This is a genomic window from Acidovorax sp. NN32 (assembly GCF_057597245.1).
This window is the reverse complement of the sequence record NZ_CP199679.1, coordinates 2057823-2071298: the sequence shown is the minus strand read 5'-3', so window position 1 is coordinate 2071298 and position 13476 is coordinate 2057823. Positions and strand designations below refer to the sequence as shown.

The following is a 13476-nucleotide window of genomic DNA, read 5'->3' as shown; positions in this document are numbered from 1 at the left end:
CCCCCAGTGCGGTACTCACCCAGCGGCCGACGAAACTGGCGCGCCCCAAGCCAGTGCCACCGTGGAACTGGCTCCGCCAGGCCACGGGTGGCGTCCCCCCTCCGGGGGGAAGGCGCGCAGCGACTCAGGGGGGGCTTCATTGAGGTGCCCACTTCACACCGACGTACACCGTGCGGCCTGCGGTGGCGTAGGTGCGGGCCAGCTGGTAGTCCTTGTCGGCCAGGTTGTCGATGCGGGCCAGCAGCGTGTAGTCGCGCGCAATGCGGGTGCTGGCGTACAGGTTGACCAGCGTGTAGCCACCCAGCACATTGGTGTTGGCCACGGTGTCGAAGCGGCGGCCGGATGCCTGCACTTCGGCGCCCACGGTCCACCCCGCCAGGCGGGTGTCGGCGCCGAAGGTGGCGTGCTGCTTGGCACGGCGCGCCAGCTGCTTGCCGGTGTCCAGGTCACGCGGGCGCTGCAGGTCGATGGAGCCGTGCAGCTGCACATCGCCCAGGCGGTGCGAGCCAGCAAACGTCACGCCCTTGTATTCGGCCCGGGCCGTGTTGGCGTAGCAGCCAAAGTCCGACAGGCAGGTGCCGGGGCCAGAGAACGAAATCAGGTTGCTCACACGGTTGCGGAACAGCGTGGCAGAGAAGGTGCTGTTGCCCTGGGCATAGCGCAGCGCCACTTCGGCATTGCGGCTGCTTTCGGGGCGCAGCGTGGCCACGCCGTATTCGCTGAAGCGGTGGTACAGCGTGGGCGCGCGGAAGGCCGTGCCCACCGACGCCGTAGCGCGCCACTGCGGTGTGATGGCATAGCCGTAGGCCACGCTGCCGGTGCTCTTGCCGCCAAACTCGCTGTCGGAATCGTGGCGCAGGTTGAGCTGCACGGTGTGGCCTGCAGCGTTGTAGCCGTAGCCCAGGGCCAGCGCGTCCTGCGAGCGCTTGGCATCGATGGGGGCGTTTTCGAGGCGGTCTTCACGGCGCTCCAACGCGGCCGTGACCAGGTGCGCGCCCTGGCGCCATTCGTTCTGGAAGTAGTAGCCACGCAGGCGCGTGTCGCTCAGGTAGGGCGAGGGGCGGGTTTCGTATTCATCGCGCGAGTCGGTGATGGACAGGCGCGTCTTGTAGGCGCTGCTCCACTGGGCGATCCAGTTGAGGCCCAGGGCGTGCATGGTGTGCAGGTTGCGGTCGTCCTTGCCCAGCCCGCTGTCGTAGCCGCTGTTGGAGTCATTGACCATGAGCGTTCCCTCCAGCCGGTGCGCCGCATCGACCTGCAGGCCCACGCGGGCATGGCCTGCCGTGGTGCGGTAGCCGTCGCGGTCAGGGTTCTGGGTGGCCACCGTGCGGGCGTTGAAGCCCTTGCTGTCATCGCGCGCAAAGCCCAGCGCGTAGTCCACGGTGCCGCTGGCCCCGCTGATGCCGGCCTCCACCTTGGTGGTGTTGTGGTTGCCAATGCCCACGCCCACATACGGCGCCGTGCCGTTCTCGCCGCGCTTGGTGAAAATCTGCACCACGCCACCCATGGCATCCGATCCGTATACGGCGCCTGCGGGGCCGCGCAGCACTTCGATGCGATCGATGAGGCCGAGCGGAATGCTCTCCCACGGCGCCCCCCCGGTGGACTGCGAATCGATGCGCACCCCGTCGATATACACCGCTGTGAAGCGCGATTCAGCACCGCGCAGGAATACACCCGTGGTGGCACCCGGGCCGCCATTGCGCGAGAACTCCACACCCGGCAGACGGGCCAGCAGGTCGGCCAGGCCGGTGGCGCCGCTGCTTTCGATGGTTTCGCGGTCCACGATGGAGATGTCGGCCACCAGGTCGGACAGCGGCTGCGGCGTGCGCGTGGCGGCCACCACGGTTTCGGCGAGCGAGGGCGCGCGCAGGTTCTGGGCCAGCAGTTCGCCGGTTGCCGGGGCACTCTGGGCCAGCGCACTGCAGGCGCTGCCAACCGCCAGGGTCAACAGGGCCACACGGTGGGCAGGCAGGCGCAGCAGCGCCACGGGGCGCGCACGAAGGGTACGGATTTTCATGGGGATCATCGTCAACAAACAACCCGGGCCGGCCTCCCGCCAGCATGTGGGTGATACAGCCGCGCAGCTCCAAAAAAGGGCGCACGCAGCCACCGTGTTGGCCGGTATCCGGGCTGGCGGAACACCCCCCAATGCCTTCCCATGCGCTTGTTCAAGGCGCTCAGTGGCGTATGGATGGAGAGAGAGTCGAAAGACTCGTCCGCTGACCGTTGCGGGGGCAGCGCAGGCTGGGCGTGTACCGGTGGTACTGCGCCTCCCTGCTTCCCGTTGAACTGCGGCATGTGAACCACACCGCGAGCACCAACCGCGCGATTTTACGGCTGTTTACAGCCTGCAACCCTACAATCGGGGGCTGTATGGCAACACCGTCCCCCACCGACCAGATCGCCGAGCGCGTCGACCGCTTGCTGCTGCGCCACGCAGAACTGCAACGCACCAACGCGCTGCTGACCGATCAGGTGGCCGCGCTGACGCAAGAACGGGACTCCCTCAAATCCCGCCTCAGTGCCGCCCGCGCCCGCGTGGATGCACTGCTGGAGCGCCTGCCCGCCGCAGCCCCTGCCGCTGTCACCAAGGAAGTCGAATGAAGCAAATCGAGGTGCAGATCCTGCAGCAAAGCTACCTGCTGACCTGCCCCGAGGGCCACGAAAGCCGCCTGCTGGATGCTGTGGAGCGTGTCGATACCGCGATGATCCGCATCCGCGATGCGGGCAAGGTCCGCGCCCGCGAACGCATTGCGGTGCTGGCGGCCTTGAACCTGGCTTTCGAAATCGCCGACCGCGAGGCTGCCGACCTGGCAGCAGGTGCCGCCGCCAAAACGGCCAGCCCCACCATCGCAACCGCTGCCAGCACGGGTACGCAGGAAACCCTCCTACCCGACGAAGACCAGCAGCGCCTTCATGCCCTGGTGCAGCGCCTGGATCAGGCATTGGGCGACGACGGCCGCCTTCTTTGACAGCCCCCCAGCACAGCGCCAAGCCTGCCGGATTGCCCCCGATCTGCACCCCTCAAAGCTTACGGGCTTTACATGGCCCCAAACACTCAACCCGTGCAGGCAGCGCCTACAATGGCGGTGTCTGCGAAGCCGCCGGGCTTTATATTTCCTTGAACCAATGCTCAACGAGCTCGGGCTTGGTACATTGCCCGGTGAGCGTGATCATCTCGCGTCAGATGAACCCAACGCTTGGCTGCCCTCGCCCACCTGAACCCCCGGTTCAGGATGAGAGTCCGGTGGCATTCGCAGACACCTTCTTCCCCATGCCCCTGTCCACGCAACCCCACGCTGCAGCATCTCCGACAGGGCATCTCCCCGCCTTCCCTCCCCTCTTTCCACCCCTTTGTCTGACGTCGCGCAATGCTCGATCCCCTGCTGATTGTTGAACTCGGTGTCCTGGGCCTGGCCACAGGTTTTCTGGCGGGCCTACTGGGCATTGGCGGCGGGATGCTGCTGGTCCCGTTCTTGACCTACATCCTGGGCGCGCAAAAGGTCGCACCCGATCTGGCGGTGAAGATGGCGATTGCCACCTCGATGGCCACCATCATGTTCACGTCGATCTCCAGTGTGCGGGCCCACCACCAGCGCGGCGCCGTGCGCTGGGACATCGTCAAGCGGCTGGCGCCTGGCATCGTGCTCGGTGGTTTCATTGCGAGCCTGGGCGTGTTTGCGCTGCTCAAGGGTTCGTTCCTAGCCATCTTCTTCGCGTTGTTCGTGAGTTTTTCGGCCACACAGATGTTTCTGGACAAAAAACCCGCCCCCACGCGCCAGATGCCCGGTGGTGCAGGCCAGGTGGCGGCAGGTGGCGTGATCGGATTCCTGTCGGGCCTGGTGGGTGCTGGTGGCGGGTTCGTGAGCGTGCCATTCATGACCTGGTGCAACGTGCCCATCCACAACGCGGTAGCCACCAGTGCGGCGCTGGGTTTTCCCATCGCACTGGCCAACGTGGTGGGCTATGTGATCGGAGGGCAGAACGTGGAGGGATTGCCAACCGCCTCGCTGGGCTACATCTGGCTCCCCGCCCTGGCCGTGATAGCGACCTGCAGCGTGCTCACCGCGCCACTGGGCGCCAAAGCAGCACACAGCCTGCCAGTCAAGCAGCTCAAGCGTGTATTCGCATCGCTGTTGTTCGGGCTGGCGGCGTACATGCTCTGGAAGGGCATCGCGGCGTTTTAAGCGTCTCTGGACCGACCTCCATGCTACCGGGGGGCCCTAGCACCAGGTTGCCTTAGTTCTGGACCGAACTGCGCCGCCCCCGCGCATTCAAAGGCAAGGGCCTGGCAAGCATGGCGCGAAACTCCTGGGCAGGAAGCCCTGGCGCGCAGAGAAATCCCTGGTAGTGGTCGCACTGCATCTGCAGCAACACCGCCTGCTGGGTTTCTGTTTCCACCCCCTCTGCCACCACCTCAATGTGCATGGCACGCCCCATGCTGATGATGGCACTCACGATGGCCCGGTCTCCATCATCGTCGGGCAGGCCACGCACAAAGGACTGGTCGATCTTGAGCTTGTGGATCGGCAGCTTCTTCAGGTACGCCAGGCTGGAATACCCGGTGCCGAAATCGTCGATGGCGAGTCCAATGCCAAGCCCGGCGAGCACACGCAGGCGCTGCTCCATTTCCTGTGCATCCTGCAGCAGGATGGTTTCCGTCAGCTCCAGTTCCAGCAGCGTGGGCGGCAACTGGTGCACCGCCAGTAGCCGGGTGATGCGGTCCACGAAATCAGGCTGCCGGAACTCCAGCGCCGACACGTTCACCGAAATCATGATCGGCATGCCACTGTGCATCCACACCGCCGCCTCACGCACGGCCTGCTCCATGACCCACGCGCCCAGCGTCACGATGTAGCCAGACTCCTCCGCCAGGGGGATGAACTGCCCAGGTGATACTGCACCGAACTCCGGGTCGGTCCAGCGTATCAGCGCTTCGGCCCCCGTGATGCGCCCGGTGGCCATGTTGACCTGTGGTTGGTAGTGCACTGCCATGCGGTCAAGCCCCAGCGCCTGGCGCATCGCATGCTCCATCTGCATGCGCGACAGCAGATTGGCATTCATCTGCGGCTGGTAAAAGCCATAGCTACCCCGGCCGCGCTCTTTGACACGGTACATGGCCGTGTCAGCCTGCTTGATGAGATCGTCCAGCGTCGCACCGTCCTGTGGGTACAGCGCCATGCCAATGCTGCACTGGATGGAGAAGCCCATGCCGTCAAGCATGAAGGGCCTGAGCATGTCTTCCAGGATGCGGCGCGCCACGCTCTCAGCCACCACGGCATCACCGCCATGCAGGTAGATGACAAATTCATCGCCACCCAGTCGGCACAACATGTCCGTCTGGCGCAGGCAGGCCTGCAGGCGCTCGGCCACCAGTTGCAGCACACGGTCACCGAAAGGGTGGCCGAGGGAGTCATTGATGATCTTGAAGCGGTCGAGATCCAGAAACAGGATGGCAAAGCCCGTGTCGCTCTGGCGCGCCCCCTGGATGGCAGTGTCCACACGCTGCGACAACAGCAGACGGTTGGGCAGGCCCGTGAGTACGTCGCTGTAGGCCAGCTCCTCAATGCGCTTCTGGGCGGCGTGCTGCAGCGTCAGATCCCGCATGAAGCCGATGCTCTGCACCAGACGCTGTTCGTCGTCGCGCAGCGCCACCCATGACAACTGCACTGCGCAATAGGTGCCGTTGTCACGGGGCAGCCACAGCTCGCCTTCCCAGAAACCCTCCTTGGCCCACCCCTGCAGCACCTGCTCCATGAAAGCCGCGTCCGACCCACCACCGAACAACGACGCCGCCAGGCACCCTTCAAACGATTTGGCAGACGGCCCCACCAGCCGCTCGCAGCCTGGGTTCATGCGCAAGACCCTGTGCTGGCTGTCGGCGATGAAGATGGCGTCCAGGCTGGACTCGAACACCCGTGCGGCCAGTCTCAGGCTGGCCTGTATCTCGGTCTGGCGGGTGATGTCCCGGTACGAATACACCCGCCCCACGGGCCGCCCCTGGCTGAACTGCGGTACGGTGCGCAACTCCAGCACCAAGCCATTTCGCAACACCAGAATGTCGGTGCTCTCCTGCATCGGTTCTCGGGCGATGGCAGCCAAACGCTCCGCGTAGGCACGTGCGTCCTCAACCTGGGCCTCCATGTGCGCATAGACAGCCGCATCGTCGCGCCGCACCAGCAAATCGCGCGGAATATTCCACAGTTGCGCAAGCCGCTGATTGAAAGCCCGCACCCGGCCATCGAGGCTGCACACGAGCATGCCGTCAGCGGCAGAATCCAGCGTGGCGCGCAGCTCAGACAGCAAAGTTTCCAGCTCGCGCTCGGTCGATTCCTGGACACTGCGATCCAGCATGGTCAGCATGAAGACCGTGCCAGAAGCGACCTCTGAAGGAACGCGCGTCACCTGACGATTGACCGGAACCAGGGTGCCGTCAGCGCGCAAAAGGCTGGTGTGGGAATGAATGCCATCTGCAACCACCTGGGCCGACTCCCCCCAGAACGCCATGTCCTGCGGTGTGGAGGCCAGACGCAACACGGGCGTACCCACCATCTCGGCCACAGGCAAGCCCACCAGCCGCTGCGCGGCGGCATTCGCGTGAAGGATGAGCAGGCTGGTCTCATCGACCAGCCAGACGGCCTCCTGTAAACCGTCGAGCCAGCCGTGGGACTGCGAAACGGTCACGACCCTGCCTCTTCGGGACCGGGGCTGACCGCACGCTCGAAAAAGTAACAGATACGCTGCCGCGGAGAGAGGTAGTCCAGCGCATCGCGCGGCAGTTGCGCAGGCTTGAGGCTGCGCCGGATACCCAGCTCGGGCACAGTTTCCAGGTCCAGGATGGGAGCCTCATCCTTGGGCACCCGGGAGTCATGGACGATGACCTTGGGCCGCAGCGGGCGCGAAGAGTTGACCGAGGCAACAATCGCATAGCGGTCGTTCACCAGCTGGACGATGGAGCCCGGCGGGTACACCCCCATCATGCGGATGAACGCCCCGAGCACCACGGAATCGAAGCGCGCCTTGAGCTGTGCAAAGATGACCGACAAAGCCTCGTGGGGTGTGAGCGCATCCACTCCATTGGCGGGATTGCACATGCGATCGTAGCGATTGACGAGGGCGAGCACCTGGCTCGCGCGCCCCAGATCGGACCCCGACAACCGCAGTGGAAACCCACTGCCATCGGCCATCTCATGGTGCCGAGCAACGGCGGTAATCACAGGTTCGGGCAGCCCCATGCGCGTGGCCAGTGTCACGGACTCAGCCACATGGGTCTCGTAACGCGTACGCTCCATCGGAATCATGGAGGGCGTAGGTTGCCTGAGATTCGGCGGCAGCTTGAGCTTACCCAGATCATGAATGAGCGCGGCAATGCCAAGGTCGTGCAGCTCGGCGCTTTTCATGCCCAACGCACGGCCCAGCAGCAAAGAGATCACCATCACGTTGATCGGGTGCAGGGCATTGCGCTCGCCCACACCTTCCGACAACAGCCGGATGACAGAATCACCGTTTTCCAGGAGTTCGGCCACGCAACCTGACACCAGCGTTTCGCCTTTGGTCCGGGCCTGGTCGGGGTGCTCCGAGACGACACGCTCCAGCGCCTGGTATTGCCGCGTGGCCTCCCCAAACCGCTGATTGCAGGCCGCCAGCGTCCGGTTCTGGGCCTCCAGCAATTCACGCCTGCGCTGCGCCTCTGGGTCCACCGTGGCAGTAGCTGTCGCAGCCTCAGGAGCACTCGAAGACGATGCCTTCATTTCCGGCACGCTCCAGGCTGCAGGCACGAGTTCCCTCAGTTCTGGATCGCTCTTTTTGGGAAAGTACCGCACCTCGGTGAGCCCCAGCTCACGCAAGGTGGCAATCTGCTCCGCTGCCGCCACACGAAAGCTGCTCACCGGGAACGGATGGTGCAACCAACCCACGTCGAGCTGGATGTACATGCCGACACGCAGTTGGCTGATGTCGATGAGGATGGAGGAGTTCACTTCAAGGCGTGTGAAACATGGCGACGTCAATGCCACCAATAGTTACACAGATTATCGCCAGATCGAGGGTCTTGTCGAAGGAGTGCGCCTGCGCCGCAGCGGCACGGCAACACTTGCCTTTCTCACCAAGGGCAAGCGTTGATCACCCTTGTATAGACATGGATTTACGAGGCCTCCCGAACCCCGTCGCACCGCAGCTTGCGAATCGGGGAACTGCTGGCTAGCGGCACCACAACGACGGTTTGTAGATCAGGTCCATCCAGAGTGCCCAGCTGGCCACTGCGCACAGCAAACCTCCTGCGATGCGCGTTCCCCAGTCCGCACGTTTCGCATTGACCCCTGCTTTCAGCCGAATCCACACCAAGGGCCCACCCACCAGCCACACACCACTGCCCAGGCCAAAAAGCGCCATGCTGAGCGCCCCTTCCAGAGGCCCTCCGCTCAGCGCAGCCACGAGCAGCGCGGAATAGAGCAGGCCACAGGGCATCAAGGCCCAAAGCCCACCAGCAACCAGAACCCCGCCTGGTGCACTGACCAGAGGCCGCACACGCGCCCATACGGTACGGCCCGCCTGCTCTACCCACAGGGGCTGGCGCGCCTGGATCACCATCATCAAACCCCACGCCATCACCGCAACATGCATCAGGGTCCACGCAGGGCGAAGTGCCACGGTTTGCTGGGTCAACCATGCCAGGCTGTCCATGGCCCATGCAGCCAAGCCACCCGCCACAGCGTACCCGGCCAAGCGGCCAGCATGAAAAGCGACGGCGCGCCGAATGACACCGCCACGGGGCACCCACTGCACTGTCTGCACCGTCGGGGGAGTTGCCTGTGGCTGCGCATCGCCACCGGCTGTGGACGCCATGCCCACACCGCCCTGCCCGATCAATGCCCCACAAGGCGCAGAACACATGACCAAACAATGGGACCCGCCAACGAGCCCCATCAGCAAGGCGGTTGAGGCGACCGTAGCAATCATGAGGATCAGATGATGCGCGAAAAACGGGCGCGGTTGCGGTCAGCCTGCAGGTAACGGTCAAAGACCATGGCAATGCCACGCACAAAGAACCAGCCCATGGCAGTGACCTCGACCCCATCGGGCCGCACCACCACAAGCCCCTGCTCGGCCATGGTTTCCAGTTGCGCCAGCTCCGCAGAGAAGTAGTGGCGAAAGTCGATCAACCACGCTTGCTCCATGGGCTCAAACAACAGCTCGCCTTGGCACATCAAGGCCATGATGACGGCGCGGCGCACAAGATCGTCGCGCGTCAGGGCCAACCCACGAACGACGGGCAGGCGCCCCTGATTCAGAAAATCGTAATACTCATCCAGGGTCTTGGCATTTTGGCTGTAGGTGGCTCCGACCCGGCCAATCGCAGACACCCCCAGGCCGATCAGGTCGCAATCAGGTTGCGTACTGTAGCCCTGGAAGTTGCGGTGCAGACGCCCCTGGCGCTTGGCGACTGCCAATGCATCCTCAGGCAATGCAAAGTGGTCCATGCCCACATACACGTACCCAGCATCCATGAAGGCGTCCAGCGAACGGGAGAGCATCGACACCTTGCCTGCAGCCGCTGGCAACTCGGCCGAAACAATACGGCGCTGAGGCTTGAAACGTTCTGGCAGATGGGCATACGCGTACAACGCGATACGGTCAGGCCGCAGCTGCGTAACCTGGGCCAGCGTGCGGTCAAACGACTCTGGCGTCTGCCGAGGCAGGCCGTAGATCAAATCCACATTGATGGATTCAAAACCCAGCGAACGTGCGGACTCCACCAGCGAAAACACCTGCTCGGCAGGCTGTATGCGGTGAACGGCCTTTTGAACCTCGGGATCGAAATCCTGCACCCCAAAGCTCAGTCGGTTGAACCCCAGTTCCGCCAGCACTGCAAGGCGGTCCGCATTGACGGTGCGAGGGTCCACCTCAATCGAATACTCCCCGCCCGGCGCCAACGAAAAGCTGCGTTTGAGCATGCCCATCAGCTCCCGCAAGCCCTCGTCCGATAGAAAAGTGGGCGTGCCACCACCCAGGTGAAGCTGACTCACCACCTGCCCCGTGCCGCAGTGTGCTGTGTGCAAGTCAATCTCGCGGCTCAAATACCGCAAATACACCTCTGCCCGATCATGGTGTTTGGTGATGATCTTGTTGCAGGCGCAGTAGTAACAAAGGGACTCGCAAAAGGGGATGTGCACGTACAAAGACAGCGGCAAGGCCTTCGTCATGGAGCCCAGCCTGCGCTGCTCCAAGGCAAGCGCGTAGTCGTCCTGCCCAAAGGCCTCGACGAAACGGTCAGCTGTTGGGTAAGAGGTATAACGGGGCCCTGGCACGTCGAAACGGCGCAGCAGCTCGGGCGAAACAGCGGTCATGGGCAAATTCCTTGCGTACACTTCGACTGTGCCGTAAGCTGCACTCCATGTCCTTGACCTGCATCAAGTGATGGGCCGGGACGAACAGCGACAATTTGATGCACATCAGTCGCCCACCCGCAACCAAAGGCCCAGCCTGTTAGGCATATGGGGCGATATGCTCAAACCTTACCCAGCCTCTGTGCCTATGAACCCGCTCACCATCAAAGTCGCCTGCTCCAACTGCAACCTGCGCGAGCTGTGCATGCCGGTGGGGCTGAGCGAGGAACAGCTGCAACGCATTGACGAGGTCGTTGCCGTTCGCCGCAAGATCAAACGCGGTGGAACCCTTTTCCGCAACGGCGAATCCTTCACCTCGCTCTATGCCATTCGAACCGGCTTCTTCAAAACATGTGTAGCCACCGAAGACGGGCGTGACCAGGTCACGGGTTTTCAGATGGCAGGCGAGATCATCGGCCTTGATGGCATCGTGAATGACCACCACACCTGCGATGCGGTGGCCCTGGAAGACGCGGAAGTCTGCGTCATGCCGTTTGACCGCATCGAAGAGCTGTCCCGCGAAGTCACCGCCTTGCAGCACCATGTGCACAAGATCATGAGCCGCGAGATTGTCCGCGAGCATGGCGTGATGCTGCTCTTGGGCAGCATGCGCGCTGAGGAGCGCCTGGCTGCGTTCCTGCTCAACCTGGTTCAGCGCCTGCACGCCCGGGGGTTCTCGCAGTCCGAGCTCGTGCTGCGCATGACCCGCGAAGAGATCGGTAGCTACCTGGGCCTCAAGCTCGAAACCGTGAGCCGCACCTTCTCCAAGTTTGTGGAAGAAGGCATTGTCGAGGTCAAGCAGCGCCATGTGCGCATCCTGGAGACCGAGGCCCTCAAGCGCATCGTGAACAACCAGCAAGCCTGCCACTGAACCTGCTGTGGTCTGCCATCCTGGCAGTCCTTACCACATTGACCTTAGCCAATAGGTGGCACTACCGCTCAAGGGCACGATGATGTCTTGCGGCAGTCATCGGGACGTTCGCCTTCGGGAACCGGGCAACGGTTAAGTTCAAACGGTGACATCGCCAGCAGCGTGGTCAACGCGCTGGATGCCATCGTGATCATCCAGAACGCAAAAAAGGCAAGCGTGTACACGCCCTGCCGTGACAATGCCAACGGCTGCCCAAACCAGTGCAGGTCTTGCGGATCCACCATCGCAAAAACCAGCATTTCCATCACACCGGCCATCAAAAAGGCCGGCCAGGCAATCCACATCACGCGTTGCATCCACATTGGTTTGTCTCCTGGTAAGGCCGTGCAGGCATGCCGCCCGGCCAGGTGGGTTCAGCGCGGCTGGTCCTGGACCGGGGTGGCAGCGTGGTTGCGGCCCTTCATGGCTGGCAACAGGCTTTTTTCTGGGGTGGCCAGTGTCTTGTTGATCTCGATGCCCTGGCGGTAATAATCTTCCGCGACTACAGGGTCGGGGCGCGATATCGCGAGCCACAGGGTCACAAACCCTGCAATGATCACGATCACGGGACCGGCGATGATCAGCCACACATGGCCAAACCTCCACCAGGGTGCAGCGGCAGAAGGGGCAGTGCCGAGGGCGGAACTGGATGGCATGGTGCTTACTCCTCAAAAATTATCTTGCTCAAAGCAAGACCCGCGAAGGTCTTGCACCCGGGCGCGCGCTGCGTTATCGCGGCACCAGAAACACGGATTTCTCGCTCACATGGGCGTCCGCGCTCAAAGCCTGGACATCGAACTGCACGGCATGTGATCCTGAAGGGGCTGATCCATAGGGTATCTGCAAACGGACGGCCACCCACCGGGACTCCGCCGCACCGATGTCCACCTCGGCATCAGAAGCGACTTCCAGCCCTTCAAGGCCACGCACACTGATGCGATAGCGCTGGGGGCCTTCAGTGGCGTTCATGATCTGCAGGCGGTAGATGTTCTCCAGCTTTCCACCCGCCACGATGCGCGACAGCGCCGCCCGATCACGCACCACATCCACCTTCAAGGGCGTGCGTGTGACAAGGCTGGCCATCATGCCTACGCACAGGGCCACCAGGACCGCGCTGTATATCAGCACACGCGGCCGCAGCACGCGGCGCAGGATCTGCGACTGACTCCACCGTTTGGCCACGCCGTTCTGCGTAGAAAACCGGATGAGCCCGCGCGGATACTGCATCTTGTCCATCACGGTATTGCAGGCGTCCACGCACAGGCCGCAGCCGATGCATTCGTACTGCAAGCCCTTGCGAATGTCGATGCCCACGGGGCACACCTGCACACACAGCGAGCAGTCAATGCAATCGCCCAACCCCTGGGCCTTGTAGTCGATGTTCTTCTTGCGCGGCCCACGCTGCTCACCGCGTTCTGGGTCGTAGGTAACGATCAGCGTGTCCTTGTCAAACATGGCGCTCTGAAAGCGCGCATAGGGACACATGTATTTGCACACCTGTTCGCGCATATAGCCGGCATTGCCATAGGTGGCAAAGCCATAGAACAGTACCCAGAAAATCTGCCAGCCACCCTGCACCGCCAGCAGCTCTGCCCCGAGTTCGCGGATGGGCACGAAATAGCCCACGAACGTGAACCCCGTCCACAACGCCACGGCAATCCAGATGACCTGCTTGAAAAACTTCTTGCGAACCTTCTCGAAGGTCCAGGGCCCATTGTCCAGCCGAAGCCGCGCACTGCGATCGCCTTCGATCTTGTGCTCGATCCACATGAACATTTCGGTGTAGACCGTTTGCGGGCACGCAAATCCACACCAAAGCCGCCCCGCCACTGCCGTAAACAGGAACAGCGACAACGCCGAGATGATGAGCAGGCCCGTAAGGTAAATGAAATCCTGGGGGTACAGAACCAGGCCGAAGATGTAGAACCGCCGAGCCCCCAGATCAAACAGCACCATCTGGCGCTGCCCCCATTCAAACCAGGGCAGCCCGTAGAAAACGATCTGCGTGAGAAACACCATCCCCCAGCGCCAACGCGCGAACAGGCCACTGATGGAACGCGGGTAGATCTTCTTTTGCGCTTCGTACAGGGAAACAATCTCGCCCTGTGATGAGGCATCGGACGCAACCGGCGCTATCGGGATGACCTTGCGAGCAGGCTCGCTGGGTGGGTTCATGAT

General features: G+C 62.9%; 13 protein-coding genes and 1 riboswitch. Of the genes, 5 read left to right on the top strand and 8 right to left on the bottom strand.

Annotated elements, in window-relative coordinates; all coding sequences use genetic code 11:
* Positions 1 to 136: 136 nt before the first annotated feature.
* Positions 137 to 2020 carry a TonB-dependent receptor domain-containing protein gene (locus ACT89O_RS09585; protein ID WP_142145092.1) on the bottom strand — a complete coding sequence of 628 codons (1884 nt, stop codon included), beginning with the start codon at positions 2018 to 2020 and terminating at the stop codon, positions 137 to 139.
* An 82-nt stretch (positions 2021 to 2102) separates the two neighbouring features.
* Positions 2103 to 2340: riboswitch (cobalamin riboswitch) on the bottom strand.
* A 36-nt stretch (positions 2341 to 2376) separates the two neighbouring features.
* On the opposite strand from ACT89O_RS09585, the gene ACT89O_RS09580 reads away from it, so the two are divergent.
* From ACT89O_RS09580 to ACT89O_RS09570, 3 genes are all read left to right on the top strand, one after another.
* Positions 2377 to 2607 (top strand): DUF904 domain-containing protein, encoded by a 231-nt coding sequence (locus ACT89O_RS09580; protein ID WP_218299413.1) that lies wholly within the window; start codon positions 2377 to 2379, stop codon positions 2605 to 2607.
* Positions 2604 to 2975: a cell division protein ZapA gene (locus tag ACT89O_RS09575; RefSeq protein ID WP_121506920.1), complete on the top strand. Its 372-nt coding sequence runs from the start codon at positions 2604 to 2606 to the stop codon at positions 2973 to 2975. The genes ACT89O_RS09580 and ACT89O_RS09575 overlap by 4 nt, the downstream gene beginning before the upstream one ends.
* Before the next feature lie 399 nt (positions 2976 to 3374).
* Positions 3375 to 4190, top strand: coding sequence for a sulfite exporter TauE/SafE family protein (locus ACT89O_RS09570; protein ID WP_055395215.1), 816 nt, complete (start codon positions 3375 to 3377; stop codon positions 4188 to 4190).
* Between the two features lie 52 nt (positions 4191 to 4242).
* On the opposite strand, the gene ACT89O_RS09565 is transcribed toward ACT89O_RS09570, so the two are convergent.
* A complete protein-coding gene (locus tag ACT89O_RS09565; protein ID WP_487262450.1) occupies positions 4243 to 6687 on the bottom strand; it encodes an EAL domain-containing protein in 2445 nt (814 codons plus the stop codon).
* A complete protein-coding gene (locus ACT89O_RS09560) occupies positions 6684 to 7982 on the bottom strand; it encodes an HD-GYP domain-containing protein (RefSeq protein ID WP_121506922.1) in 1299 nt (432 codons plus the stop codon). Before ACT89O_RS09560 ends, ACT89O_RS09565 begins: the two co-directional genes overlap by 4 nt.
* Before the next feature lie 10 nt (positions 7983 to 7992).
* On the opposite strand from ACT89O_RS09560, the gene ACT89O_RS09555 reads away from it, so the two are divergent.
* The gene (locus ACT89O_RS09555) at positions 7993 to 8124 is read left to right on the top strand and encodes a hypothetical protein (RefSeq protein WP_255424283.1); all 132 of its coding nucleotides are present in this window, start codon (positions 7993 to 7995) and stop codon (positions 8122 to 8124) included.
* Positions 8125 to 8202: 78 nt separating this feature from the next.
* On the opposite strand, the gene ACT89O_RS09550 is transcribed toward ACT89O_RS09555, so the two are convergent.
* Positions 8203 to 8961, bottom strand: a complete 759-nt coding sequence (locus tag ACT89O_RS09550) for a sulfite exporter TauE/SafE family protein (RefSeq protein ID WP_218299411.1) — start codon at positions 8959 to 8961, stop codon at positions 8203 to 8205.
* A gap of 5 nt (positions 8962 to 8966) precedes the next feature.
* The gene (hemN, locus tag ACT89O_RS09545; protein WP_055395207.1) at positions 8967 to 10349 is read right to left on the bottom strand and encodes an oxygen-independent coproporphyrinogen III oxidase; all 1383 of its coding nucleotides are present in this window, start codon (positions 10347 to 10349) and stop codon (positions 8967 to 8969) included.
* A gap of 187 nt (positions 10350 to 10536) precedes the next feature.
* Between hemN and fnr the strand changes: the two genes are divergently transcribed.
* Entirely contained in the window at positions 10537 to 11259 is a 723-nt protein-coding gene (gene fnr / locus ACT89O_RS09540; protein ID WP_218299410.1) for a fumarate/nitrate reduction transcriptional regulator Fnr, read from the top strand.
* A gap of 68 nt (positions 11260 to 11327) precedes the next feature.
* Here the strand turns inward: fnr and ACT89O_RS09535 are convergent, their stop codons facing one another.
* From ACT89O_RS09535 to ccoG, 3 genes are all read right to left on the bottom strand, one after another.
* On the bottom strand, positions 11328 to 11621 hold the full coding sequence (locus ACT89O_RS09535) for a hypothetical protein (RefSeq protein WP_055395203.1): 294 nt from the start codon (positions 11619 to 11621) through the stop codon (positions 11328 to 11330).
* A gap of 51 nt (positions 11622 to 11672) precedes the next feature.
* On the bottom strand, positions 11673 to 11954 hold the full coding sequence (locus ACT89O_RS09530; protein WP_055395201.1) for a FixH family protein: 282 nt from the start codon (positions 11952 to 11954) through the stop codon (positions 11673 to 11675).
* Positions 11955 to 12027: 73 nt separating this feature from the next.
* Positions 12028 to 13473 (bottom strand): cytochrome c oxidase accessory protein CcoG, encoded by a 1446-nt coding sequence (gene ccoG, locus ACT89O_RS09525; RefSeq protein ID WP_487262448.1) that lies wholly within the window; start codon positions 13471 to 13473, stop codon positions 12028 to 12030.
* Between the last annotated feature and the right edge of the window lie 3 nt (positions 13474 to 13476).

What these genes read in the sequence shown, in the direction of transcription:
- ACT89O_RS09585 (WP_142145092.1), bottom strand. Translation starts at nt 2,020, where the DNA reads ATGAAAATCCGTACCCTTCGTGCGCGCCCCGTGGCGCTGCTGCGCCTG.
- ACT89O_RS09580 (WP_218299413.1), top strand. Translation starts at nt 2,377, where the DNA reads ATGGCAACACCGTCCCCCACCGACCAGATCGCCGAGCGCGTCGACCGC.
- ACT89O_RS09575 (WP_121506920.1), top strand. Translation starts at nt 2,604, where the DNA reads ATGAAGCAAATCGAGGTGCAGATCCTGCAGCAAAGCTACCTGCTGACC.
- ACT89O_RS09570 (WP_055395215.1), top strand. Translation starts at nt 3,375, where the DNA reads ATGCTCGATCCCCTGCTGATTGTTGAACTCGGTGTCCTGGGCCTGGCC.
- ACT89O_RS09550 (WP_218299411.1), bottom strand. Translation starts at nt 8,961, where the DNA reads ATGATTGCTACGGTCGCCTCAACCGCCTTGCTGATGGGGCTCGTTGGC.
- hemN (WP_055395207.1), bottom strand. Translation starts at nt 10,349, where the DNA reads ATGACCGCTGTTTCGCCCGAGCTGCTGCGCCGTTTCGACGTGCCAGGG.
- fnr (WP_218299410.1), top strand. Translation starts at nt 10,537, where the DNA reads ATGAACCCGCTCACCATCAAAGTCGCCTGCTCCAACTGCAACCTGCGC.
- ACT89O_RS09535 (WP_055395203.1), bottom strand. Translation starts at nt 11,621, where the DNA reads ATGTGGATGCAACGCGTGATGTGGATTGCCTGGCCGGCCTTTTTGATG.
- ACT89O_RS09530 (WP_055395201.1), bottom strand. Translation starts at nt 11,954, where the DNA reads ATGCCATCCAGTTCCGCCCTCGGCACTGCCCCTTCTGCCGCTGCACCC.
- ccoG (WP_487262448.1), bottom strand. Translation starts at nt 13,473, where the DNA reads ATGAACCCACCCAGCGAGCCTGCTCGCAAGGTCATCCCGATAGCGCCG.